The following is a 22,421-nucleotide window of genomic DNA, read 5'->3' as shown; positions in this document are numbered from 1 at the left end:
TTGCGGTCGCAGGCAGGAGCCACCTGCCTTTGGGTACGTTGATATCTGACGAGGAAACAAGCCATGACGCCACACTCGGTGTCCGATTCGGATGGCGAACGGGACGATGAACGCCATCTGTACGGCGAGCCGCAACACGAAGTCCCCGAAACGGAAGCCCCCGGCGAAACGCTGTACGGAGAGCCACAGCACGAAATGGGCCGGTCGCTCTCCGACTTCGAACTGTTCCGAATCGACAAGGGTGCGTTCGAGTACGACCGACCGACCCGCATCGACCGTTCCAGCCACTCCAGACAGACCGGCTACTCCGACAGCACCGACGACTTCGGCCAGCTCGCTCACCAAAAAGGAACCGCAGTCCGGATGGTGCGACTATGAAATCGAAGCACGACAGCTCGCAGATAGCGGAGCGATGTGACAGCTGCGCTGACGAGACGCCGCACGTCGTGAGTATCGAAATTCGAACTGAAAACGAGCACGCGGAAAACAGCGCGTTTTCGCGGGAACCGTATCGAATTAGCACTTGTGTCGTCTGTGGAGCGGAAACGGGTCAGCGAATGAACGACCAATAATTCGGGACAGCCAGCTCTTTTCCGCACCGACTCCGATTACTTCCGTCCGTCGCCGGGACCGACCGCGAGCGCATTTTTCACGAGACTCCGATGCCCGCGTCGGAGGCGCTCCGAAACCGCCTGATGCGAGATGTGGAGGTCTCCTGCCAGGTCATCCGCGGTCGCATCCCGCGGCACGTCGTAGTATCCCGATTCGAGCGCCATCATCAGCGTCTCGTGCTGTTCTTCGGTCAGGCCGAACAGACCGTGACGCTGGTCGCTCATCTCGTAGATGTTCCGCAAATCGAGGGTGAGACCCGTTTCTTCGCAAAAATCGTAGGTCGCGGACAGCGCGTCCCGGTTCGGAAACAGGGTACGGAGTCGCCACCGATTCTCCTTGCCGCGAAGATTCAGCACCGTCGCCTCCTCTTCGACGAGAATGTGGATGACGACGCGAATCTGTTCGACCCAGTTCATCCGATACAGTCGTTCGTCGCCGAGGTCTTCCAACAGGGTCACCTCGTCCACGCTCGGGTCGTCACGGAGTGCTTCGTCCAATTTCTCGAAGTCGTCCGCGGTTGCCCAGAGATAGGGGAGCACCTGGTCGTTGTCGTGAGCGGCAACGCGAACGATGTCGAACTCGGCCTCCGGAACGTGTTCCAACGTCTTCCTCAATGCGAACTCCTGTGCGGGGAGTTCCATTTCCGCGATAGTGCTCATACGAACATCAAAGGCCATCATCCGTGATACGTGCTATGGCTACGTCACGCCACCACCTCGGATGTCGAACGATTCGTACTCGTTCGTCGTGACGATGTCCCGAAGCTGTTCTGCGACTCGCCACACGTCGTGAAAGCCGACGTAGAGCGGTGCCGGACACATTCGAACCACGTTCGGCGGGCGGAAATCTACGATGACACCGCGGGATTTGAGCGCCTCGTTGATTCGATACGCTTCGTCGTGTTCGACCGCGACGTGGCCACCTCGGCGGGCCGGGTCGCGCGTCGTCCCGACTTCACACTCGGGTATCTTGTGGCGCGAGTCGGTCGCCCAGACGCTCGCCGTAGTGGAACCACTCGGGGTCTGCGTCCGTCCAACCGCGGATTCCTCGTTCGCGCCACTCGTCTACCGCGTTCGACAACGCTCGGTTCGCGTCCGTAGAAAACGGACCGAGGGAGTTGCCGTCCATATATAGTTCGTCGTTCGGAATATGAAATCGATCGCGCAGATGGGCCAGCGGGTCGTTTTCATCCCGTCGTTTGGCGTCAATTTCGTCGGTGTCCATACCCGCCGTTTCGGGCGAAAACACTTGATTGTCTGCTTGCCAGTGCTGCTTTCCCCCTTGGCGCTGCTGTTTGGTACTACCGCTCGCTGAAACTATAACACGCCCGCTGGCAAGGGATGGGTATGGACGACGAAATGGCCGCCGAAATCGAGCGAATCGAGGCGATGGGCGTCCCGCCGTGGCAAGCGATGTCCGTCGAAAGCGCACGCAGAGTCGAGGACGACGTGTTCACCGCGGACGAGCGTGAGGAAATCAGTTTCGTCCGCGACCTCTCGATTCCGGGGCCGGGAGGCGACATTCCGATTCGTGTGTATCGCCCCGACGTACAAACCGCTCCCGTCGTCGTCTTCTACCACGGCGGCGGCTGGGTGCTGGGAACGCTCGACTCGATCGACGGCGTTTGTCGAGAACTGTCAAAGCGGGGGAATGCGCCGTCGTTTCGGTCGATTACCGACTTGCGCCGGAGCATCCGTTTCCGGCGGACGACGCATATGCGGCGCTCGAATGGGTCGGAGAACACGCCGATTCGTTCGGCGGTGACGCGACGAGCCTCGGCGTTGCGGGTACGAGCGCGGGGGGAAACCTCGCGGCGGTCACCGCGCTCCGCGCGCGCGAATTCGACGGGCCGATGCTTTCCCATCAGTGTCTTCTGTATCCCATCACGAACCACGATTTCGGTACCGACTCATACGCCGAAAATGCGGACGGACCCCTGTTGACTCGGGCGGACATGGAGTGGTTCTGGAACCGCTACCTCCGGAGTCCTGTCGATGGGGCGAACCCCTTCGCGTCGCCGCTTCGCGCGACCGACCTCTCGGGGACTCCCCCTGCAACCGTCGTCACCTGTGGCCACGACCCGCTCCGCGACGAGGGAATCGCCTACGCCGACCGACTCGAAGAAGACGGCGTGGCGGTTCGACACTGCCACTACGCCGGGATGGCGCACGGCTTTCTCTCTCTCGCAGATTCGGTTACGGCCGCGGACGAGGCGATGGATTCGGTAGCGAAGTCGATTCGAGAGAATTTAGAGAAGTGAGTCGCGGTTACACCACGAATCCGATCGGCAAGGATGGCTGGAACAGGACGACGACGAGACCGGCCGCGAGAGAAACGACACCGGTCGCAATCGAGAGCTCTTCGCCCCACGTCGAGGGCAGTCGTTCGATCGTGACGACGGTGGTGAGCGCGACCATCCAGAAGTAGTTCATCTCGCCGAAAAACGGCATCAACAGGAAGAAGGGACCGAGACAAACGAGGATGCATCCACGCGATGCCGACGCCCATCACGCCGACGAGGGAAGTCATCCCGCTCGTCGACAGACTGACCGCACCCGCGATACCCGCACAAAGTGCGACGACGAGAAGTAAGACGGTCGGCGAACTATGGACACTAAGTTCCAAACTCGCCGTAATGTCGATGCCATTCGTCCCAATTCGCATGAACCTGACGAAGAGGGCGAAACGCGACCGCACTCGCGGCGGAGATAGCCCCACCGATGAGTTGCATCCGCGCGCTGGTCGTAAACAGGTCTTGGTCGTCGATAACTGTCGCAACACTCGTCGCCATCGACGGGCCGAGAAGCGGTGCGATGACCATCGACCCGACCATCACCGAAAGGAAGCTAAGCAGTACCCCGGCAGTGCCGACGAACGCACTGATGGCGGTCATGATACCGAATACGACCATATCCGGGATGAGGTCGGCCGCCTTCGAGTGAAGTTCGCCACGCGCGACTCGCTGGTGGCCGAACGTTCCGACGCTCTCGTACCGCTTATCGAGATGGTCGAATCGGGCCGAAACGATTGCTTCGGGCTTGGTGACCACGGTGTATATGTCGTCTTCGACACCGCAATCTTCCAGTTTCGCGCGAAGCGGTTCGACATGGTGCGTCGGAACCGGGAACGAAATGCGGGCCGATTCGGCGGAACCGTCGGTGTGGTCGGATATCGTGTAGTCGAGTCCTTCGTCGTCGAGAAACTCGACTGTTCGTTCGCGTGCGCGCTCCGATATCGCCATTACGTCCACCAGACGCCATTACGTCCACCAGACGCATGTCTTCCTGTGCCATTTCTAAGCTGTGTGAAGTGGGGAATTGTGACCCGTTTCGACGAGCATCTCAGCGTTCACAACAACACGAGGTCGTCAGCAGACGGTGCTTCGCTCGAATCTATGGCGTACGTTCGGACGTAAAGGCTTAGAACCGTCTCACGGATTTCCGCGAGACGGTCTCTCCGGTCGTTCGTGCAGTTCGTGCCACAGAGAGCGATGAGTCGGCCACTCTCCAGCCGTTCGTATTTGAGACGGCCCGCGCACTGTGGACACCGTGGCTCGATGTGGTCGTTCATCCACCGAACGTCGAATCCGAACCAGTCGAGGCGCTCGGCAAGCGCGAACCAAACGTACATATCCCACTCGTCGTGCCCGTTCGTCGTTCGCTTCAGGCGATTAAGTGCGAGGGCGACCTTCGAATACAGCTTCGAGTCCGTCTCGCCGCGACTCCCGTGGCAGCGCCTGAAATAGTTGAACATCGCCGCCTTCGACGAACGAAGGGAACCATTGGTCAACTCTCCTTCCGGTTGTTGTTTTGCTCTGCGACCATCAGCCACGACGTGACGCTGGGCGCGTCCCAGTTCGTCGAAGTGGATATCTTCTGAGAGCGGTGCGCCGCTTTTCGGACAGAATGCGAGTGACCTTTCATACGTGTCGATCGAGAAACAACAAGCTATTCGGTCAGGAATTCATCCGCACCCCAGAAGGAGGCGTCGTCCGGACCGGACGTACACTGTATATTTGAATCTATTAAACCAAAAAGATACAGTATATTACATTCATATACATCAAATTTTTGTAAATCGCTAATCTACATCATAAATTATTAATATACCAACTTTAAAATATTAGAAATTTATTAAATTCAAGCCCAATCGGACAGTGCACGGATCTCCGTACGATATCACTGAGGTTTTGCAATCAACCGCGCGTCAGTATTAACACACTGCAACGGGACTTCGCATGCATTGTATCAAGGCGTTCGTGATAACCATCTAAACCCGTTTTTCCAGACGGCTTTTCGAGCCGCGACCTAAGTCGAATGATATAGCGACATATGATTTATAGATCTGTGAGGCGGCAGCGAGTAGCGCGAGAGAGGGAGAGAGTCGAAGTACTTCGCTCATAGAGGTTACCGGCGTGAACCGCTCGATGGTTCGAGTGGGGACAAAATATCGCCGTCGGACTCCCATTTCGATGATGGATATACGATATCGCTGGGCGATAAAGAGAGAAATTCGCGCTCAAAGAGAGATTCACGTACGTCGTTTTAGCAGCTGCCTCCAAACGGAGTGTGAAAATCGTAGCGGCCTCGGTTGGAAAGCGTTCGATAAAAAACCACCATCGAGATAGTGTGTATTTGTAGAACGATTTTCTACATCTCTCGATAAAATAATATCGTCGTTAGTAGCCCCAAAATGGCCGTAGTTACAGTACTACTTACAAAGTTATGTTGCAATTCAGCGGGCAAGTAGGGCACCAGTAATAAAGATAAGTTTGCCTATCATCACGGAGAGGCGCTAAAACTCCCTTCTACCCGTCTCAAACGCGGCTCAATAAACCCGGTTCTGCAAGGCTGCAAGAACACGGCAAGCACGGGAACCTGCAAGGATTTATTTTTTGTTTGAAAGCGGCCCCAAAGGTGCAGGGAGGGGGTGTCGAGACACCCCCACCAACCGCGGTAGCGGGCCGCTGCCTGCCGAATCGTAGCGCATCAACGATGTGCTACGCAAGAGGGGGTCTGGTGACCCCCTCCCCTGCCTCCCTGCACTGTGCAGGAAATGGAAGAATGAGATTCGTCCATTCCCTGCAGCTTGCAGGGAGTGGTGTAGTGGAGGTGACGGCTGAATGATCGACCGCAAACCACTCGACTGGCGTGTTCCAGCGGCCGAGTGGGAGAAGTTCCGCCAACACGTCGAAAGCGAGTTCGGACGCGTCGAGGGGTATCTCGGCCGAGAAGCGGAACTCGCGATGCGGGAGTACGCCGATGCCGACCGTTTCGAACCCGTCGAAAAACAGGTCGATCGACTCGTGCAAGCAGCGGGGCGTACACCTTCCGAACTGGGTTTCAAAGAAAAAACATCTGACTTGGATGCGTCTGAAACCTCGCGTGTTCAGGTTCGCGTCGACCCACAGATCAAAGACGAGTTCAAACGTGCCGCAGAAGACGGCGAGAATGCACTAGGCGTGACGTTCGCCCGTGCAATTCAGCAATATCGAGACGGCGGGCGTGCACAACGCCTAGAAAACAAACTCGATCGCGTCCTGGACGACTGCGAAAGCCTCCTGTCGGAACTCGACGAGAGCGAAGGCGGGTCGTCCGGTCTCTCGGCAAAGGAGCGTCGGACGATGATCATATCGAACCGACTCGGAAAAACCGGCTTTACCCGATCCGAGCTCGAGGCAGAAGTGTCGGACGTGGCCGCACATAGCGGCCAGGCGTCCGAACCAACGATCGAGGACTATCTCAAACGAGTGGTCGATCGGAAAGGATTCGTCGAACATCCGAACAACCCCGACGTGTGGATGCAACCGGAAGCTGCCGAATCGCTCGCACCGGAGGGCGTCCCGACGGTTTGCTGGCGAAACGTCGATTATCTCGATCGGGCCGAGCGCGTCCGACGGATCAAGATAGCGCTGGGCCGCAAGGCAGCGACGAGCGGAACAGGTCGCACGCGAGCAACGTCAACGAAGATTCGCGAAGATATTCTCGACGAGAAGGTTTCGCGAGCATCCACGCTCGAATTGATGAACGAAGTCGCCCTCGAGGACGGCTATTCATTCGACGATTCGGGACAGGCAGCCACGATTTGTGTTGACGTTGCAGACGGCATCACGGACGGCTACCTGGCCGAAGATATCATCGACTACGCACAATCTGACACGGGACTAGTCACCGGCCCAACGGAAACTACGGTGTCCGACTTCGCCGAGCCCGCAACACCCGATTCTGTCGATTCACAGATGGATGCATTGGAAGCAGCCCGGACGGATGGCGGCCGACCGCGGGACATGACACCCCAGGAGCGCGACCAATGAGCGTCACCAAAACCACCGGCAACTGCTCGCGATGCTTAGCACCGCTCGTCGATCATGCCGAAATGCACGGTCAGATTCAGAGAGGGGTGTTCGGCACGGTGTTCATCTGTCCGGACACGTTTGGCCGAGCACCAGACGAGACACTGTTCGGAGAGGTCGGTGAATAATGTCGGACGAACCCCTCGCTGATGGGCTATGGAAATTGCCCGAACGGGGGCAAAGCGCAATCCATCACGTCGACGGCAAAGCAGCCCAATTGCGTGCCTGCGCGGGATGCCATCAACCGATGCTGTACCGCTTAACCCCCAATCTGCCAGACGTGATTCGGATGGGCTGTCGGGTTTGTCATGAGCTCACCCCGTTGCACTATCTCGCCGGTCGAGGACTAGTGAGTGTCACACTTCGCAAATGCCAGCACTGTGGCAAACTCGGTCACATCCGAGTCCCAGCAGGATGGGAGAAACGAATGGTCGTCTTCGGGCCGTGTCGACACTGCGAGAAAGTCACTCGGCTGGCCCCATTCAACACCGACATAGGGACGATGCCGCTGGAACCCGCGGTGTTTCGAACCCCGACCGAGACCGATCCGTCTGATGGGCCGTTCGGCGAGATCGTCTCGACGATGGAAGGCCCCGAGATCATCAAAGAAGAGCGAGAATTCGAACAGGCACATCGTGCGATTGCTGACGGAGGAGACCACGATGCAAAATAATTCCTACGAATACGAAAACGGGCTTTGTCAGCCTGTCGAGTTTGCAACGATATCCGCGGCGAATTGGGTTCGTGACCAGTTTTTCGACGCCGTTCGACCGGAAGACGATGCACGAACACTCGAAGTTGTGCTAAGCGCCGATACGCCGAAACATTGTATGGATGAAATCATCCGCGTGCAACGCGAGTCCTTCGAAGAGGTCGAAGGCCACAAATACGGACAGGAACCACTCACCTCGTTCGAAAAGTCGAAGCTAGACTTCTCGAAAGCGTCGCTGTTCCACGCTCGATCGGTCAAAGCGATCGCGTCATACTATGGCGTTCTCGACTGGATCGCATTCTACGACCCATCACTGACGACAAGCGAGCATATCGGACTGTATCAACACGAATCGGCTGACGGTGTTTCGATGAGAGAGATGCCAACGGAGATGATGGTCTGATGGGCGATCAAGCAGTAGAACCAATTCAGCGACCATGCTGTGTTTGTGGCGAACTTATGCTATCAGACAGTTTGGGGGCATTGTGGTACCGCGACGTGGACGGAAATCATGGCCCGTTCTGTTCAGAAGAGTGCGTTGACCGGCACAAAAAGGGAGACGTGAACGAGAAGAACACAGAATGGGACTGGACAATCCGAGGCACCGCCCACGTGTCCGGGCTGGACGCGCTCCCCAACGTAATCCTTGATATGCACGAGGTGGCGGAGTACGCGGTCTTCAGCGACGGTGAGACGCTACTGTTGAAGCCTGTCGATGAGGTGGAGCCATGACTGACGCTGGATACGAGGCGGATATGGTGCGTTGCCCCGAGTGCAATCGAGAAGTCGTCTCCACGTCGGCGCTTTGTATCTGTGGCGCGGCGTATCCGGGGGCGCGAGGAGGGCGATGAATATGGAGGGAGAAATCCAGCAAGATGAGTATCCGGGCTATCGACCGATAATCCCGTACGAATGCATACAGTGTAGGACGATAATCCCGCTGTACTCCAACGGGAAAAAGTATGCAGTACATGGTTGTGGAGGGTGCGGCGAAGAGTGGCAGACGTTTCGACCAATCCCGAAGCCGAAACGTACGGAGAAACACCTCGAAGTTCTCCCGGGTAAACTATGAGTATGAAATCACACCGAATTCCAAAAGCAGACGTCATAGAAGCAGTCGAACAGATGGAAAGTGACGAGCCTGCAAACTCGGTTACCCCGGGCGTACATCCCTCCACAGTCGCAGAATATCTCGATATCGCGGAGAGCACCGCGTTACGGCAGTGCCGACAGCTGGCAGAGGAGGAAGATCTCAAACAAGTGACTGCTTGGCATCCTGCGACGAAACGAGCACGAACCCACTATATGACACTGGACGAATAGATAGAGCAGCTTCGTAAACGCTTATTTTCCCACTCAACTCACATAACGATGTTACCGAGTCTATAACTCCCCAAGAAGTCGCATCCTGAGAACGGCACTGCGATGGGGAACGCGTCGCTTTTTCACCAGCCGAGAGTATGTCAAAAACCCAATCCACCACCAGCAAAAGCACCGCATCGATCGAGTGCCAGAATCCCGATTGCGAAACCCACGGCAAAGTATGGGAATTCCATCACGGAGCGTATTGTTCCAATGAGTGCGAGCACAAACACGAAAGTTACAAACACCTCAGAAAACTCAAACACGACCATACTGTCTGCTATTCGTGTTTTACCCAGCTGAAGACGATCGAACCCCCGAAGCCCGATCATGCGTTCGACGTCACGGGCACCGGATGGTCGTGGGATCCCGAAAATGAATGGTGGTTCCTTGAGCGATACGGACAAGAAATCACCAAAGAGATGGCGGTCGGGTTTCAGCACCGAACCCCCGAAGCAGACGTCGGCGAGAAGCAACTCAAGAATCTGATCACCACAGGAACAATCTGCGATTCGTGCGGTAATTGCAATCACACTGTTCATATCCCCTACCTCGAGGACGATCACACCGTGATCGGTCGGGTCATCACCAGGCTCGATATCGACCTCACCATACCGCAAATTCACCACTTCCACCGAGAGTACCGCGCAACACAAGATTTAGCGCTCGCACTAGGGCGCGTCATCAACGGATGAACTGCATTAACCGCACCAACACCAGGACGTTCCATCGGTGTTCGTGCAACCACATCAGAATCACCGCACTGGGATCGACGGCACAATGCCCCTGGTGCGATCGATAGCATGCCACCAGAAAGAGTCCGCTACCGCTTCGCCGACCACGAAGTCGAAGGGACAGTCATCAACGAACACTACCCTGGCCCGTGGGTTGACGGTCGGCATGTCTATCGCGTCGAGCATAACGGGATCGTCCATCGCGTTCCCGTCGAGCAGGCGACGCCGGTCTAACGCACTGCAGTTGCTGTCGTCTCGATTGGTATCATCGTGGTTCGATTCCACGGCCGAGACATAGGGGTTGGGCGCTGCCGGATGCCCTGGCTACGGGTTGGCTTCCCGTTATAGTGTCACCAACCATTCCGCGAAAGTTCTCGTTCCCAACCCCTCGATAGAGGCTCACACCTCTCTCGTAACCCTTTCAATACAACACAATACACCCGAGAAATCACCGACACCAGGAGAGATACCGATGGCAAAAAAGATCCGCTTCAAGAACGGCGAACCGAGCGACGAAGACGATAATGACGACAAGGACACCGATGACGACGAGTGAGTGTAAACCGGTCTTCGAAGAAAAATGGCTCGTCGAAGACAAGCAACTCGGTGAGCTAGTCTACGAGCACGGGTTTCGAGCACTCGGCAAAGGACTAGTCGCTTACGCCGACTGGCTCGATTCACAACGATGAATCCATTCATCTACGCACTCGAGAATCCAGCACAGGCGTTCGCTGATTTCGGCGTTCTGTGCCTCTTTCTCACGTTTCTCGTTATCAGTGCGTACGTCTTCTGGGGCAACATCGTCGCCATCTACGACGAATACGACCAGGGCGGCTGGGATATCTCAAACCCACCGTTCGGCTGGATCGTCCGGCTTGCAGCGATCCCATTCGTGGCCGGTATCGACTTTCTGCTGATCAGCGCGATGGCGTACGTCATCCATCCATAGACCTACAAGTAGTATAAAAAGAAGGACGTCAATTCGCATTCCAAACCATGACCAAAAGAGGCTCTAGAGAATGGCGAGTGACGATGGCGGTCAAATGGGCATATCTCGATCATTTGTCCGTCCCCGAAATCGTCGATCGGTTCGACGATCGCGTCGGCATCGAGCTCGCACCCAGCACCATCCGCGATTACCTAGACGAGAAAGAGGCACACGAAGTTGAAGAGTTGATCAAAGAAGAACACGCGAATACCCGCCTGCAGATTGCCGAACGCGAAGAACAGAAACACAAGCGAGCCCGGCAGGACGAAGAGCGTGCAACCGAAGACGTCCCGATCAAAGCCACTGTTCCACAGACGGCTGTCGTCGAAGGTGCACCCAAGGAACTCCAAGCGTGGGAGTTCGTTGAACCTGGTGACGACGATTGGCCGGACTGGGCAGTCGAGCGTGATACGATCGTCCGATTCTTAGACCGAACCGTCACCCTCGAGCCCGGGACACACTACCCGATTCAGGGACTCGACGGATCACCACGCTATACAACGACGATGGTCGGGCTCGCTCGCGATCAACCTGATATCCCTGCCCGGCAGGCAGCCCGAAGCGAACAATCGAGACACCTCGAGGCAAAGGGCAAAGTGCTGGGCGTCTACGAAAACACAATCAATCTCGAGCAGGAGGTCGAACACACCCTCGACGACGACAGCGAAGGCGCGCTCCTAGAAGCGATCGGCGATCTTCGAAATAGTTCAACGGACGAATGAGTACTGCATCCGCGAATCAGTCTGATCGAGACACCGAAGCGCTGGTCGCGGCTGCCCTTCGCGAGTCCGAAACCCCTTTTCACGACCTCAATCAGCAACTCACTGCTGCCGAGAAACGGGACGTCTGCAAACCAAAGGATGACGAGCTCGACGAAACCCGCTTCTGGCTGTTTTGCAATCTCGTCTCGCTCAACTACCTGGACGTCCGGGCAACCGAGTGGGAGGTCGTCCCCGAACACGCGATGCATTGGCATCGTCAAATCCACACTAGTCCCCTCAACGAGATCCTGGCCGGCCGCAAACACACCAAGACGACGTGGGTGCTGTCGGAGATCATGTACGCCTGCCAATATCAGCAGGGGTACGGCTGTCTGTACTGGGCGAACACCCAGGATCAAGTCCGCGAGCGCATGCAGGAGCTCGAGGAGATGGTCGAGTCAAACCTATGGCTCGATCAGCTGCATGACGGCGGCGACTGTTGCGGCGGTCGCGAACACAAGGTTTTCCATAACAAATCCAACGTTCACACGACCTGGGTAACCGGCGCTGCCGAAGGTGCACACGTCAATATGAGCGTGGGTGACGACCCGCTCAAAGAGATCGGCGGCATCCCCGACGTCGAGATCGAAGCGTGGTACAGCAAGGTCATCGAACCGATGCTGAATCGCGATGGCGTGCACGTCATCGTCGGCACACGCAAACGTCCGAACGATCTGTATGAAATCCTCCGGACGAAAAACAAAGAGGAGGACTGGGATCTCCCATCGTACGATCTCGTAGAATATCCTGCGATCCGCGAAGTATGGGATCGCAAGTATGGCGACGATCGCCCCGGCGACCTGGCACCGAAGGAACTCTATACGGAGGTCACACATCCAACCCTCGCGAACGCACTCGACGTCCCTGGCGACGCAATCCATATCCTGTGGCCGGAGGGTCGACCGGAGAACTGGCTTGCCCGGAAACTCGGAGCGATGGGCGGGCCGTACTTCGCCCGCGAGTTCTGCATGGTGTTCGAGCAGGTTCGGGACGCCATCATCGAACGCGCGCTGATCGACGAGCGCTGTTCGGTTCACGAACGACCACCGGATCTCATCGACGTCGCGAACAGCCCGTACGAACGAACGGTTGTCGGTGTCGACCCGGCGAGTACTGGCGGCACCGACAAGTCGTCATTTGTTGTGGTCGGCGTCCGACCGGCTGGCGTTCGTGATATCCTGCATGTCTACAATGCACAGTCGATCGCACCCTCCCGTTTCAAATCGAAACTGCAAGAGCTCGACTTGCTATACGCGCCAAGCGATATCGTCATCGAAGGCAACGGCATGCAACAATACATCATCGATGACGCGGTCGAGTTCGATCGCGACCTGCCGATTCGCAAGGAACACACATCCGTCAAAAAGCACTCCTGGGAGACTGGCATCCCACGGATCGCCCATCGCGTTACACAGGGTGCGTACAACTTCTACCGGTCGGGCCATGATCATACCGAGCAACTGATCAACGCACTCACCACGCTGACGATGGAAGAGGGCGAACTCGTCGGCCACACACCCGACCCCGTTTCAGCACTTTACCAGGCCGAAAAGGCGATCGACAAAGCAGCGCCAGTCGGGACGATCGAGGTCGACGACGTCGGCGACGAGATGTCCGACGAGTTTCGAGACTCGGAGATCGGACAGGCGGTCGAAGAATTCCGCGACAAATTCAGGATGCAAGGATTATAATGCCAAACCAACAACCAATATCTGCACTCGAGTCGACCCCTGACGAGATCCGCGTCAATCTCGGCGAGTGGGTGCGCGTCCAGTCGTCAAACATCCATCGTGTTTCATACAGTAAGTTCGACCAGGTACTCGCGATCGAGTTTCACGGCGGTCGGGAGTACTGGTATCGGGGCGTCCCTGAATCCATTTGGGAAGGGCTTCTAGCTGCCTCTTCGAAGGGTGGATATCATCACCAAAATATCAAATGGGACTTTCCATACGTGCAAGTGAGAGGGCCATAGCAAACTAACAAATCATGTCTGACAGTTTATTCAGTCGCGCACTTCGCGAGCGACGGCGTCGAGCCAACACCGAAAAGAGCGAGACCACGGTCGGCGGCGAGACGATCCAGGCCGAAGACAGCGGAACGGCGGGGACGTACGACGTCGAAGACACGTTCCTCACCACACAGGAGTACGGCGTCCCGCGCGGCACAGACGCCTGGGAAGCTCGCGAACTCGGCGAAACGCCGACGATGGAGATCATCAAAAACACGGTGATCGACCAGCTGAACGGCGTCGACCTTGCCTTTGTCAGCGACGACGGCGAAGAATTCCCGAGCGCTGTCGAAGAGTTCCAGAATCTGTTACGGGATATCATCGAGGGCCCGCATACGCAAAACTACGACTTCGACGACTTGGTTGCGTCGTCAATCGCGGACATGATCGACACCGGCTATGGCTACTGGCAGCCACTGGCCAGCAAGGACGGCTCGATTCCCGTCCTCATGCTCAAGCCACTTGATCCGCTTTCCGTACAGCACAATCTCACACAAGAGGGTGAATTCGACGAGCCAGCATTCTACCAGGCACCGTTTCAGACAGTCGGCGGCTCGGCGGTATCGATGGCCGGGATCGAACCAACAGCGCTCGAGCAAGACGACCTTGTCCAGATGCACTGGAAAGGGTCGACCCGCACCAACCGCCCGTACGTGATGTGTCCGACCATGCAGGTCAAAGAGTACCTGCGACACATCAAGGATTCGACCGTCCATCTCGGTCGCTACTACAGCGATAACCAGATCCCACCCGGGATACTGCAGTGGCTCGAAGCCAGCGATTCGGATCTCAAGAACGTACGCAAACAGATCAAAGACGCGAGTGGCGACCCACGCAAAGCCCCGTCGATCGGTGGCAGCGGCCAGGCACGGTGGGTCGACATAGGCGGGGATAAGATCCAGCTAGATGTGATCGAGGAGCAAAAATGGTTCAAACAGCTGTGCTGGGCGACGATCGGCGTCAATAAGCACGAGATGGGGATCATCGAGGACGTCAACCGCAACACGGCGTCGGAGGTCTCGACGATCATCTACAAGCGGGTTACCCTGCCGCTCACACAGACCTTTGAGCAGGCGATCAACCGCCAACTTCTCCCGAAATTCGACGTCTATCGAACGCTCGACAAACCCTTCCGCGTCTCACTGCAGCATTCCGACCCCGTACGTGAGCGTGAACACGAAAAGGCGCTGCTCGAGCGCTGGAATCAGGGCGCAATCTCTTATCGTGAGTACCGCCAGCAGCTCGGCGAAGACGCTGGTGAGACAGTCGTCTCAATCAACGACGAGGAAATTGACTTCGGAGCGCTGCCGAAGCATATCGGCGAGCGCGCCCTTCGTGCGGTCTCGTCCGGTGACACGGTTGAGGTCGATGGTGGCGATCTGACTGACGAGTAACGCCTACTGTTGACGATTTTCCGATGACGTCCTAGAGTCCCGGGACATCAGGGTGCGGGCACACGCGGATCAACGATTTTGATGAGGACATTATGAGCGATACAATGCACCGCAAGTCGGTGCAAGCGACAGGTGTCGTTACTCGATCGCCGGATGGCGACGAGCATGAATACCTCAAAGTTCCGATCTCGTCGACAGGCATCGATCGCGATGGTGACGAGTTTTCGGACGATGGTCTCAAAGACCTACGCGATCAGATCACGGCCAAATCGCGACCCGTATTCGAAAACCACGGCCGCAAAGAAGGCGGTGGCGGGCTTTTCGGCGGGCTACGCTACGATTGGAAAGACATTATCGGTTCCTTAGAAGATGCAGAAATCGAAGAGGGAACCGAAAAGTCAGATGACGGCGAGAGCGTCGACGTTCTATACGGTTACATCCGACCGAATCCGCAAAACGAGCGTGGCCAGCAACTCACTGGCTACGTCAAAGCGGATATGCCGGTTGGGTTCTCAATCGGATTCGGCGTTAAGAATGCCGACGAGAAGGACGCTGGCGGCCTTATCTTCAATTCGACGGACTTGATGGAAGTCTCGTCTGTCGGCATTCAGTCGAACCGTGAATCCGTTGCGACCAATGCCGCGAATACGGCGGTCGCGATGGCCAAACGTGCAGGTGATTTTGACGATCTCGAGCTCGACGAGCGGACGTTCGCGAAGGCGATCGTCGACGAGATGCTCGAGCACCAGGACGGCACCGCTAGTGACCCCGCACCCCCCGAACAGCGGGTGAAACAAGTTCTAGATACCGACACCGGCACCGATGGCGGTGACGGTGGCAGCGACAACACTATGACGGACAAAGATAACGACGAGCTACTCGAGCGGCTGATCTCTCTTGAAGAGGATGCCGTCGAGGAGCGTAGCGAAATCAAGAACCGACTCGACGCTCTCGAAAAGGAGAGCGACGACGATGATGAAGACGATGACGATGAAGACGAGGATGACGACGAAAAGTCGGCCATCGATGGCGAGCGCCTCGACAAGCTCGAGGAAAACATCAGCGAGATGCGGTCATTTCTCGACGAGCTAGATCCGGAAGAATCCGGGACGAAAAGCACCGTTCCTGACGACGAGACGGGAGAATCTGAAGACACCACCAAGGAGTTTGAACTATGAGCGCAGCTGGAACCACTGTTCTGCATGCACTGACCGGTAGCGAGAAGATGAACCCCTCGCAGGCCGAGAAGATCGCCAAAAGCGTCTTTAACGATTGGGGCATCCAAGCCCGCGATCTCGGTGACGAAGTCGTCTACCCGATCACGGGGAAGCTCCTCGAGGACGCCGGCAAAGAAGTTCCTGAAGAAGGCGACGGCTGGTCGTCGAAGACGGCATCGGCGGTCGACCTCCCTGCCTACCAGCGTGGCTATTCGCAAAAGCACGCTTACGCGGTCGAGGAGAAGCTCGGTCAGGGCAACTCAAATGTTATCCTGCAGGCGGCAAGCGTCGGTGACGATTACACTGGCGGCCTGAAAGGTCTCGACCAGACGATCGAAAAAGACGGCCCCATCACGGCGGCCACCGTCCAGGGCGCAACGCCGATCCAGTTCGACCCCCGGATTGTCGATATCCAGCGGTCGACGGCGACCATCACGACGCGCGTTGTCCAGGAGGGACAGGCTGGTTTCCAGGCGTCCTACAACGTGGTTTCCGATCGATCCGACCCGATCGGCATGCTCGGCGAGTCGGACGCGCTCGATCTGTCCGATAACAAGGAGTCCGATCACTCGCTCGGCAACGAGAAAAAGGACATGAAGATCTTTGCCGACCAGGTGAACATCTCCGACTTTACGGTTCGCGCGGAGAGTTCGCTGGGCTACATGGACGTCGGTCAAATGACCTTCGGACAGCGAGTCATCGCGCACGCGCTGTTCAAGGCCACCCAGTTCTTCTACGGTGACCCATCGGTCGGTGTCGCGGGTGCCAACGGCTACGCGTCGCTCGAATCCGAACACGCCTACGAAGGCATGGCAAAGATCGCTACTGATTCCGGAAACCAGGTCGACAAATCGTCGATCACGCTGTCCGGCGATCAGCCCCTGCTCGAGGATCTTAAATACGAGTTGACGAAGGCCGTCGAAGAGACAGGTCTCACGTACGACAGCGCCGAGATCGCGGTCTCGCCGACGTTCTTCGATCGACTCGAAAATGAGGCCAACATCTCGACGCGACTGGACGCATTCGACCAGGACATCAACTTCGGCGGCCGGATGATCAACCTCAAGCAGAACGTCCCTGTCGTCGAGTGTCCGAACATTCGCGATCAGCCGTGGCAGACCACCACGAATTTCACGGCATCCAACACGGACGCCTTTATCTGGGATCGCAACAACGTGCGGTTCCGCGCGCTCATGCCGCTGACGACCGTCCCACTCGGGCGCGTCGGCCTGGGCGACAAGGCAGCGCTCGCGGAGTTCGGCACGCTCATCGACAAATCGCACGGTAACCACATCCAGTACTTGTCGAGCTACCCGGCAGCATAGAGGGCCATAGCATGGTAGTCAAAACCACAACGGAGGATACGAATGAGAATTGAACACCCAGCGTACGCACTCGGCAGCGGGAAGCCCGGATCGGTGCCACTCGTCCCGGCATACAACCGCCTGCAGGCAGGCGTCGATGACGAGGGCTACTTCGACGTCGACGACGAGCACGCCGATGCGGTGATGGAACGACTAGCCGATCGGTATGACGTCGAGTACGACGATGGCGACGTCGTCGTTCCGGACGCCGACGGTGCAAGCAAAGAACCAGATGAGGGTACCGATTCGGGGGACGAACCACCCGACAGCGCTAGCGACGAGTCGACCGGTGCGGAAACTTCCCCTTCTCCTGACAGTGTCCCCCGATTTGGGACGCTGTCGGCACGACCGCCGGAAGCCCCGCACAACGCGGTTTTCATTGAAACCGACGAGTCCCAGGGCGAGCCGGGTGCACGTTGGCGCTATGATGAGAATATCGGTGAGTGGGTCAAGCAGCCGGTTAATACGGACGTCGCCAATGTCGAAGCGGTAAATGCGGAGCGTGTATCGAGCAACGAAGTGAACATTGGCCCGCTCAAAGTCGGATACTTTACAGACTCTCACTGGGGAGCGCAATCCGGCCAGTGGTCCGACACGCTTGCTGATTTGCAGTCAAAAATTGATACCTTCGTCGCAGATATGAATTCGTGGGGTGAGGACGGTGCAGACCTCGTTATCTGGGGCGGAGACATGATCCAAGAGGACGCAAGCAGTCTTAGCACCTCACAACAACGAATCGACGACTTTCGCAACTATGCGGAAAGTCAACTCAATTGCCCTGCTCATATGGTCTGGGGCAATCACGAATACGCAAAGGTTGACGATTGGGGCGAAGACTGGTCGTATAGCAATTGGGGAGTCAGTTCCCTTGAGGAAACCTACTACTCGCTGGACTACCATCACGCAAAACTCATCGTCCTCAACACTGGCTACAACGATGGGTCGCGTCAAAATCTGCGGTCGATGGTCCCGCCCGGCCAGTATTCGTGGCTCAAATCTGAACTGAAATCTACTGAAAAACCCGTTCTGATTTGGACGCATACTCCATCATTCCTTGGTGGGGCGATGAGTGCATACGATAACCTCCTCCCGGAGAGTCGGTCGAAGTACTCGCAGCTACTCTCGGAACATGACAACATCACGACGGTCTTCTACGCGCATTGTCACCACCAAAATACATATGGTCGTGACCCACTGTTCACAAAATCCACTACCCAATTCTATGATGGTGTTCGCTACTTCTACCAACACTATCCTCACTCTGTTGGGATAGTTAGCCGCGATGCAGACTTTAGCGTCACACCATACGGCAAAATTAAAATATATCAAGACGGCCATGTGAGTGTCGAACAGTCCTATTCGAAAGACGAGACAGGGTACCAAGACAAATGGCGGTTTAACGGGACAACCCGCCCGCAGTCGACCCCGCTGGTTGATAATCTAAAGTGGACACATGAGGGTTCATTTGATTCGTTAGACGCCTATCGCCTCAACCCAAGTGAAAGCACTGGCGGGAGCATCAAATTCCACCAAAGTGGGGTTGTGGATTTTGCCCAACTGCAATCGGGAACTGATGGGACAAATAGCATCCTCGAATACCGACGACAGCCGCGCGCGCTTCTTGATGATACGATAGATTGGCCTGATATGGTCTGGTATGTTGTCATGGAGATCCCCAACATATCAACCGCCGAGGGATGGGTCACACGAGGTGGGATCGGGACTGCACCTCATATCGGCCTTCGAATCACTAACGGCGAGGTTTGCGCACATGTCGCCGATGGGACTGCCGAAGGGTTAGGGAATCAACCGTTAGCAACAAATGGGACGAAGCGATTGTTCCAGTGTCGGTATAACGCAGAGAAAAGTGTCGCACAATTCGCAAAATGGAGCGAATCAGGGATGGACGGGATTATGGAACAAACCATCGACAATAACCCGCCATTGGATCAAACGACCGAAGGTTCTCCAGAGGTCAACCCCTACCAATTGCTGAATTGTCGCATTGGTTCGACCGATGCAAGCCAGTCTGAGCTGCGAATTTATGACTGGGGGATTTCGCTGGACGGACCGGGTTCGCTCGACTTCAAAGGATAGCACGAACACAAACTTGTTACAAAAACTATTAAACAATGACAGATAATTCATCGTTAGAAATTGGACGCGTGGAAACGGACGAACTGACCGGCGATTGGGACATTCTAACCACATCAGCGTCCGGGATCGGATCACTCCCATCAAACGTAAGCGACGGCGATGTGGTGCGCGTCAAGCGCCCCGATACCCCCTATATTGTCACCAGCCAAATCAAATTCGACGGGGTGGATGGACTCACCATCGAATTCGAGAGCCCATTAGCTAAAGACGGAAATCCCATCATGAAAGCCGCCGACGGTGCTGATATTGGTGGTTTCATCTTCGGCGAAACAACCGCCTGTAGCGATATCACCGTCAAAAACTACGGCTGGGATGGCAATCGGCCAAATCAAGGCACTGCAACGCGACTACACGGTATTACAACCTACCAAGTCGATGGGTTTACACTTGATGAATATGATATTCGTCGCACCTCACCACAAGAGCACGGTTCGGGTGGTTCGGGCATTACCATCTATGCTGGGACAACGGATTACACAATTCGAGACGGCTATATCGAAGACCCCGGCGACCGTGGCATCCAACTCGGCGGGGATGAAGGCCATATCCACGGCTACAAACTGCAAACGGGATACGACCGTGCAATCGCAGGCGATGCACAGCGACCCGATGGGCCAACAGATAAAGCAAGCCATGTGGTGATTTCCGATTGCATTGCCTACGATATCACTGATGGCACCGCATTTGGATTCACACAGGCGAGCGACAATATCTCGATGAATAATGTCACGTCAGTTCGGTGTCAGCGAACAGTGCGCTTTGCAGGCAATGGTAACAATCTCCGCGCAAGTGGAATACACGCCTATGAGCACACCTCTTCGAGTCCTGTCTACATCCTTGGCGATGCAACGAATGTGTATATCTCGGATGTGACTGGCTATTCCACAACCGAAATGACCCACTGTCTTTGGATTGCTGAGAATGCGGATGATGTGACAATCAATGGTGCAGACCTCCATTATCCGAATATTGGATTTAGGGGGATAACAGTCTCCACCTCTGGAACAAACATCAAACTAAAGAATGTCACTCTTCGCGGTGGCACGCCAAATAGCGATGATTTGCATCTCGACACCTCCGCAATCATTGAAAATAGCCACTTCGAATGCGGGACGGGTATCAATATCACTGCGAATTCAGCAGATACGGAGTTCATCGACGTAAGGAACGCTGGGTCATATACCGACAATGGCACTGGAACGATTATCAACGGTGAGGCCATCGAATCAGCGGCGGCAGAAACCCCACAAGGGAGCTACCCAATTGGGACATTTGTGGACTTTACCGACAGTGGTGACGGCAGTGGCACGGGATATTATCGGCAAAAGCGCGATGGGTCGTTTGTGCAAGTCGCCTAATCGGTAGTGGTAGATACGCGAGACGAATTTAACACGACCAACACCTTTTTCGTTCCACTCTTATAACCATTATATGCATGCCTGGAGAACTGAAAGAACTACGTGACGACATAGAAGACGAAGATAGTGGAGGGGCCTATGCCACAATGGGCGTCGTAGAAACTCGTCTTGTCGAAGTATTGGACGCAGTTGACGCCGAAATATCTCGGCTGGAACAGCGCGTCGAGAAGCTTGAAGAAAACGGCGATCAAGACGAAGACGACTAATCAACTAATTCCTCTCGACTCAGCTGGATTTTGCGTGCATTAGACGAACAAAGACCACAGTGACCCCCAGCAGCGGCGCGTGGGGCGAGTCGGTCACACTCACATACTTTTCAAACCAATGTTGACCATCATCAGTAACAGCAACAGTAGTGGTATCGAATGACGGGCGCCGGTAATGCAAGTTTCGGCTGGGATCATGAACCAGTTGGAAACTACGGCGGTGACCCGTCCGGATCGTCTTACAAGCGATTCGGTAAGAATCCATCAGTCGACGATATCAGCTTCGAGAACGCACTCGAGCCGATGCGGGTTGCTGACGACCCCCAGATCGTCGATGCGGTTAAAACCCAGTTCGAAGGTGCGTTCTCGGCTAGCTGGCATGTCACGAATCCGTGGCACCTAAACCACGTCTTCGGCACCCCCCCGAGTTCGAGTGGAAGTGGGCCCTATGACTACACCTGGTCGTTTACACCCGGTCGCTTCCAGTCGATGCGCGTGTATGCCGGGATTAACTACCTGACCAATACCACCGAGCGGCAACTCGAGGGTGTTGTCGGGACGAATTACTCGATCACTGTCTCGCAAGGCGATCCCGTCGAGGCGTCCCTGACTGCACTATACGGCAACGAGACCCCGAACGCATCGATCACGCCAAGTTCGTTTGAAACGGAACCCGAGCCGCTGATTTTCCACCAGGGCCAGATGAACATCGGCGGCACGAATCAGACGCTGATGGAAGAGGCAGAACTCGAGATCTCGCCAAACGCTCGCTTCCAGCGCGGCTGGAATCAGCACCCACAGGAGGCAGTTCTCGGCGGTGTCGAGACGTCACTCACCATGAGCAAGGTGATCACCGGCACCGACTTGCGCGCTGAAGCATACGGCGGATCGGGCGGCCCGCAAACACAGGTCAATGGCCCAACTGCCAATCTGTCCTTACAGACGCCCGGAACAAGTGGGCTTACATTCAATGTAACTGATTTTGCAAAGCCAAGCGAATACGGCTGGACGAACTTCATCGACGCCGAAAACGATGCGATGGAAGACGTCACATTCACCGCGGGGCATATCGAAGCGACTGCCTCGTCGAGCGAGAGTAGCGCGCTGTAACTGACCGACACCCGGTACCGATTGAG

28 protein-coding genes and 4 pseudogenes are annotated in these 22,421 nt (G+C 56.1%); 24 read left to right on the top strand and 8 right to left on the bottom strand.

Annotation, left to right across the window (positions count from 1 at the left end; all coding sequences use genetic code 11):
• Positions 1-63: 63 nt before the first annotated feature.
• Both LIX15_RS19775 and LIX15_RS19770 read left to right on the top strand, forming a co-directional pair.
• The gene (locus LIX15_RS19775) at positions 64-378 is read left to right on the top strand and encodes a hypothetical protein (protein WP_227775287.1); all 315 of its coding nucleotides are present in this window, start codon (positions 64-66) and stop codon (positions 376-378) included.
• Complete coding sequence (locus tag LIX15_RS19770) at positions 375-572, top strand: DUF7835 family putative zinc beta-ribbon protein (protein WP_227775286.1); 198 nt, start codon at positions 375-377, stop codon at positions 570-572. The genes LIX15_RS19775 and LIX15_RS19770 overlap by 4 nt, the downstream gene beginning before the upstream one ends.
• Before the next feature lie 36 nt (positions 573-608).
• Here the strand turns inward: LIX15_RS19770 and LIX15_RS19765 are convergent, their stop codons facing one another.
• From LIX15_RS19765 to LIX15_RS33725, 3 genes and pseudogenes are all read right to left on the bottom strand, one after another.
• On the bottom strand, positions 609-1,271 hold the full coding sequence (locus LIX15_RS19765) for a helix-turn-helix domain-containing protein (RefSeq protein ID WP_227775285.1): 663 nt from the start codon (positions 1,269-1,271) through the stop codon (positions 609-611).
• Positions 1,272-1,310: 39 nt separating this feature from the next.
• A pseudogene (locus LIX15_RS33730) lies at positions 1,311-1,583 on the bottom strand (kynureninase/PvdN C-terminal domain-containing protein); the annotation flags it as partial.
• A gap of 1 nt (position 1,584) precedes the next feature.
• A pseudogene (locus tag LIX15_RS33725) lies at positions 1,585-1,836 on the bottom strand (kynureninase); the annotation flags it as partial.
• Between the two features lie 122 nt (positions 1,837-1,958).
• On the opposite strand from LIX15_RS33725, the pseudogene lipP1 reads away from it, so the two are divergent.
• A pseudogene (lipP1, locus tag LIX15_RS19755) lies at positions 1,959-2,872 on the top strand (LipP1 family hormone-sensitive lipase).
• Positions 2,873-2,879: 7 nt separating this feature from the next.
• Here the strand turns inward: lipP1 and LIX15_RS19750 are convergent.
• The 4 genes and pseudogenes from LIX15_RS19750 to LIX15_RS19740 form a co-directional block, all read right to left on the bottom strand.
• The gene (locus LIX15_RS19750; RefSeq protein WP_265338388.1) at positions 2,880-3,062 is read right to left on the bottom strand and encodes a copper chaperone; all 183 of its coding nucleotides are present in this window, start codon (positions 3,060-3,062) and stop codon (positions 2,880-2,882) included.
• A gap of 115 nt (positions 3,063-3,177) precedes the next feature.
• Positions 3,178-3,237 (bottom strand): annotated as a pseudogene (locus LIX15_RS33305) (hypothetical protein); the annotation flags it as partial.
• Complete coding sequence (locus tag LIX15_RS32880) at positions 3,227-3,853, bottom strand: DUF389 domain-containing protein (protein WP_265338387.1); 627 nt, start codon at positions 3,851-3,853, stop codon at positions 3,227-3,229. The pseudogene LIX15_RS33305 and the gene LIX15_RS32880, both read right to left, overlap by 11 nt.
• Before the next feature lie 107 nt (positions 3,854-3,960).
• On the bottom strand, positions 3,961-4,182 hold the full coding sequence (locus tag LIX15_RS19740) for a hypothetical protein (protein ID WP_227775283.1): 222 nt from the start codon (positions 4,180-4,182) through the stop codon (positions 3,961-3,963).
• Between LIX15_RS19740 and LIX15_RS19735 the strand changes: the two genes are divergently transcribed.
• The 8 genes from LIX15_RS19735 to LIX15_RS19705 all read left to right on the top strand — a co-directional run bounded on the left by LIX15_RS19735 (position 4,171) and on the right by LIX15_RS19705 (position 8,999).
• Complete coding sequence (locus LIX15_RS19735; RefSeq protein WP_227775282.1) at positions 4,171-4,491, top strand: hypothetical protein; 321 nt, start codon at positions 4,171-4,173, stop codon at positions 4,489-4,491. The two genes, LIX15_RS19740 and LIX15_RS19735, sit on opposite strands and share 12 nt — an antisense overlap.
• Before the next feature lie 1,243 nt (positions 4,492-5,734).
• A complete protein-coding gene (locus LIX15_RS19730) occupies positions 5,735-6,925 on the top strand; it encodes a hypothetical protein (protein ID WP_227775281.1) in 1,191 nt (396 codons plus the stop codon).
• Positions 6,922-7,092 (top strand): hypothetical protein, encoded by a 171-nt coding sequence (locus tag LIX15_RS19725; protein WP_227775280.1) that lies wholly within the window; start codon positions 6,922-6,924, stop codon positions 7,090-7,092. Before LIX15_RS19730 ends, LIX15_RS19725 begins: the two co-directional genes overlap by 4 nt.
• The gene (locus LIX15_RS19720) at positions 7,092-7,637 is read left to right on the top strand and encodes a hypothetical protein (protein WP_227775279.1); all 546 of its coding nucleotides are present in this window, start codon (positions 7,092-7,094) and stop codon (positions 7,635-7,637) included. The genes LIX15_RS19725 and LIX15_RS19720 overlap by 1 nt, the downstream gene beginning before the upstream one ends.
• Complete coding sequence (locus LIX15_RS19715; RefSeq protein ID WP_227775278.1) at positions 7,627-8,079, top strand: hypothetical protein; 453 nt, start codon at positions 7,627-7,629, stop codon at positions 8,077-8,079. Before LIX15_RS19720 ends, LIX15_RS19715 begins: the two co-directional genes overlap by 11 nt.
• Complete coding sequence (locus LIX15_RS19710) at positions 8,079-8,408, top strand: hypothetical protein (protein ID WP_227775277.1); 330 nt, start codon at positions 8,079-8,081, stop codon at positions 8,406-8,408. Before LIX15_RS19715 ends, LIX15_RS19710 begins: the two co-directional genes overlap by 1 nt.
• On the top strand, positions 8,405-8,527 hold the full coding sequence (locus tag LIX15_RS32875; RefSeq protein WP_265338386.1) for a hypothetical protein: 123 nt from the start codon (positions 8,405-8,407) through the stop codon (positions 8,525-8,527). Before LIX15_RS19710 ends, LIX15_RS32875 begins: the two co-directional genes overlap by 4 nt.
• A 223-nt stretch (positions 8,528-8,750) precedes the next feature.
• The gene (locus LIX15_RS19705) at positions 8,751-8,999 is read left to right on the top strand and encodes a hypothetical protein (protein WP_227775276.1); all 249 of its coding nucleotides are present in this window, start codon (positions 8,751-8,753) and stop codon (positions 8,997-8,999) included.
• A gap of 140 nt (positions 9,000-9,139) precedes the next feature.
• Here the strand turns inward: LIX15_RS19705 and LIX15_RS19700 are convergent, their stop codons facing one another.
• Positions 9,140-9,673, bottom strand: coding sequence for a hypothetical protein (locus LIX15_RS19700; protein WP_227775275.1), 534 nt, complete (start codon positions 9,671-9,673; stop codon positions 9,140-9,142).
• A 168-nt stretch (positions 9,674-9,841) separates the two neighbouring features.
• On the opposite strand from LIX15_RS19700, the gene LIX15_RS19695 reads away from it, so the two are divergent.
• The 13 genes from LIX15_RS19695 to LIX15_RS19635 all read left to right on the top strand — a co-directional run bounded on the left by LIX15_RS19695 (position 9,842) and on the right by LIX15_RS19635 (position 22,395).
• Entirely contained in the window at positions 9,842-10,006 is a 165-nt protein-coding gene (locus LIX15_RS19695) for a hypothetical protein (RefSeq protein WP_227775274.1), read from the top strand.
• A 290-nt stretch (positions 10,007-10,296) separates the two neighbouring features.
• Positions 10,297-10,461, top strand: coding sequence for a hypothetical protein (locus LIX15_RS19690; RefSeq protein WP_227775273.1), 165 nt, complete (start codon positions 10,297-10,299; stop codon positions 10,459-10,461).
• Entirely contained in the window at positions 10,458-10,721 is a 264-nt protein-coding gene (locus LIX15_RS19685) for a hypothetical protein (RefSeq protein WP_227775272.1), read from the top strand. The genes LIX15_RS19690 and LIX15_RS19685 overlap by 4 nt, the downstream gene beginning before the upstream one ends.
• 83 nt (positions 10,722-10,804) lie before the next feature.
• Positions 10,805-11,482 carry a hypothetical protein gene (locus tag LIX15_RS19680; protein ID WP_227775271.1) on the top strand — a complete coding sequence of 226 codons (678 nt, stop codon included), beginning with the start codon at positions 10,805-10,807 and terminating at the stop codon, positions 11,480-11,482.
• A complete protein-coding gene (locus LIX15_RS19675) occupies positions 11,479-13,212 on the top strand; it encodes a hypothetical protein (protein WP_227775270.1) in 1,734 nt (577 codons plus the stop codon). The genes LIX15_RS19680 and LIX15_RS19675 overlap by 4 nt, the downstream gene beginning before the upstream one ends.
• On the top strand, positions 13,212-13,493 hold the full coding sequence (locus tag LIX15_RS33300; protein ID WP_227775269.1) for a KTSC domain-containing protein: 282 nt from the start codon (positions 13,212-13,214) through the stop codon (positions 13,491-13,493). Before LIX15_RS19675 ends, LIX15_RS33300 begins: the two co-directional genes overlap by 1 nt.
• 14 nt (positions 13,494-13,507) lie before the next feature.
• Positions 13,508-14,923 (top strand): phage portal protein, encoded by a 1,416-nt coding sequence (locus tag LIX15_RS19665; RefSeq protein ID WP_227775268.1) that lies wholly within the window; start codon positions 13,508-13,510, stop codon positions 14,921-14,923.
• Between the two features lie 92 nt (positions 14,924-15,015).
• On the top strand, positions 15,016-16,101 hold the full coding sequence (locus tag LIX15_RS19660; RefSeq protein WP_227775267.1) for a hypothetical protein: 1,086 nt from the start codon (positions 15,016-15,018) through the stop codon (positions 16,099-16,101).
• Positions 16,098-17,465, top strand: coding sequence for a hypothetical protein (locus LIX15_RS19655; RefSeq protein ID WP_227775266.1), 1,368 nt, complete (start codon positions 16,098-16,100; stop codon positions 17,463-17,465). Before LIX15_RS19660 ends, LIX15_RS19655 begins: the two co-directional genes overlap by 4 nt.
• Before the next feature lie 42 nt (positions 17,466-17,507).
• Positions 17,508-19,601, top strand: coding sequence for a metallophosphoesterase (locus LIX15_RS19650; protein WP_227775265.1), 2,094 nt, complete (start codon positions 17,508-17,510; stop codon positions 19,599-19,601).
• Between the two features lie 35 nt (positions 19,602-19,636).
• Complete coding sequence (locus tag LIX15_RS19645; RefSeq protein WP_227775264.1) at positions 19,637-21,019, top strand: hypothetical protein; 1,383 nt, start codon at positions 19,637-19,639, stop codon at positions 21,017-21,019.
• A gap of 77 nt (positions 21,020-21,096) precedes the next feature.
• Positions 21,097-21,285 carry a hypothetical protein gene (locus LIX15_RS19640; RefSeq protein ID WP_227775263.1) on the top strand — a complete coding sequence of 63 codons (189 nt, stop codon included), beginning with the start codon at positions 21,097-21,099 and terminating at the stop codon, positions 21,283-21,285.
• Positions 21,286-21,444: 159 nt separating this feature from the next.
• Positions 21,445-22,395, top strand: coding sequence for a phage tail tube protein (locus LIX15_RS19635; RefSeq protein WP_227775262.1), 951 nt, complete (start codon positions 21,445-21,447; stop codon positions 22,393-22,395).
• Positions 22,396-22,421: the final 26 nt, after the last annotated feature.

It is taken from the genome of Haladaptatus pallidirubidus, from assembly GCF_020700235.1.
GTDB lineage: Archaea > Halobacteriota > Halobacteria > Halobacteriales > Haladaptataceae > Haladaptatus > Haladaptatus pallidirubidus.
Note: the sequence above shows the minus strand (reverse complement) of the source record. Positions and strands in the feature narration are given on the sequence as shown.

Coding starts and splice junctions, on each gene's coding strand:
- LIX15_RS32880 (WP_265338387.1), bottom strand. CDS start 3,853: ATGGCGATATCGGAGCGCGCACGCGAACGAACAGTCGAGTTTCTCGAC.
- LIX15_RS19705 (WP_227775276.1), top strand. CDS start 8,751: ATGAAATCACACCGAATTCCAAAAGCAGACGTCATAGAAGCAGTCGAA.
- LIX15_RS19650 (WP_227775265.1), top strand. CDS start 17,508: ATGAGAATTGAACACCCAGCGTACGCACTCGGCAGCGGGAAGCCCGGA.
- LIX15_RS19660 (WP_227775267.1), top strand. CDS start 15,016: ATGAGCGATACAATGCACCGCAAGTCGGTGCAAGCGACAGGTGTCGTT.
- LIX15_RS19725 (WP_227775280.1), top strand. CDS start 6,922: ATGAGCGTCACCAAAACCACCGGCAACTGCTCGCGATGCTTAGCACCG.
- LIX15_RS19730 (WP_227775281.1), top strand. CDS start 5,735: ATGATCGACCGCAAACCACTCGACTGGCGTGTTCCAGCGGCCGAGTGG.
- LIX15_RS19715 (WP_227775278.1), top strand. CDS start 7,627: ATGCAAAATAATTCCTACGAATACGAAAACGGGCTTTGTCAGCCTGTC.
- LIX15_RS19770 (WP_227775286.1), top strand. CDS start 375: ATGAAATCGAAGCACGACAGCTCGCAGATAGCGGAGCGATGTGACAGC.
- LIX15_RS19710 (WP_227775277.1), top strand. CDS start 8,079: ATGGGCGATCAAGCAGTAGAACCAATTCAGCGACCATGCTGTGTTTGT.
- LIX15_RS19685 (WP_227775272.1), top strand. CDS start 10,458: ATGAATCCATTCATCTACGCACTCGAGAATCCAGCACAGGCGTTCGCT.
- LIX15_RS19635 (WP_227775262.1), top strand. CDS start 21,445: ATGACGGGCGCCGGTAATGCAAGTTTCGGCTGGGATCATGAACCAGTT.
- LIX15_RS33300 (WP_227775269.1), top strand. CDS start 13,212: ATGCCAAACCAACAACCAATATCTGCACTCGAGTCGACCCCTGACGAG.
- LIX15_RS19655 (WP_227775266.1), top strand. CDS start 16,098: ATGAGCGCAGCTGGAACCACTGTTCTGCATGCACTGACCGGTAGCGAG.
- LIX15_RS19645 (WP_227775264.1), top strand. CDS start 19,637: ATGACAGATAATTCATCGTTAGAAATTGGACGCGTGGAAACGGACGAA.
- LIX15_RS19665 (WP_227775268.1), top strand. CDS start 13,508: ATGTCTGACAGTTTATTCAGTCGCGCACTTCGCGAGCGACGGCGTCGA.
- LIX15_RS19740 (WP_227775283.1), bottom strand. CDS start 4,182: ATGAACGACCACATCGAGCCACGGTGTCCACAGTGCGCGGGCCGTCTC.
- LIX15_RS19680 (WP_227775271.1), top strand. CDS start 10,805: ATGGCGGTCAAATGGGCATATCTCGATCATTTGTCCGTCCCCGAAATC.
- LIX15_RS19695 (WP_227775274.1), top strand. CDS start 9,842: ATGCCACCAGAAAGAGTCCGCTACCGCTTCGCCGACCACGAAGTCGAA.
- LIX15_RS32875 (WP_265338386.1), top strand. CDS start 8,405: ATGACTGACGCTGGATACGAGGCGGATATGGTGCGTTGCCCCGAGTGC.
- LIX15_RS19690 (WP_227775273.1), top strand. CDS start 10,297: ATGACGACAAGGACACCGATGACGACGAGTGAGTGTAAACCGGTCTTC.
- LIX15_RS19765 (WP_227775285.1), bottom strand. CDS start 1,271: ATGAGCACTATCGCGGAAATGGAACTCCCCGCACAGGAGTTCGCATTG.
- LIX15_RS19640 (WP_227775263.1), top strand. CDS start 21,097: ATGCCTGGAGAACTGAAAGAACTACGTGACGACATAGAAGACGAAGAT.
- LIX15_RS19675 (WP_227775270.1), top strand. CDS start 11,479: ATGAGTACTGCATCCGCGAATCAGTCTGATCGAGACACCGAAGCGCTG.
- LIX15_RS19775 (WP_227775287.1), top strand. CDS start 64: ATGACGCCACACTCGGTGTCCGATTCGGATGGCGAACGGGACGATGAA.
- LIX15_RS19750 (WP_265338388.1), bottom strand. CDS start 3,062: ATGCCGTTTTTCGGCGAGATGAACTACTTCTGGATGGTCGCGCTCACC.
- LIX15_RS19720 (WP_227775279.1), top strand. CDS start 7,092: ATGTCGGACGAACCCCTCGCTGATGGGCTATGGAAATTGCCCGAACGG.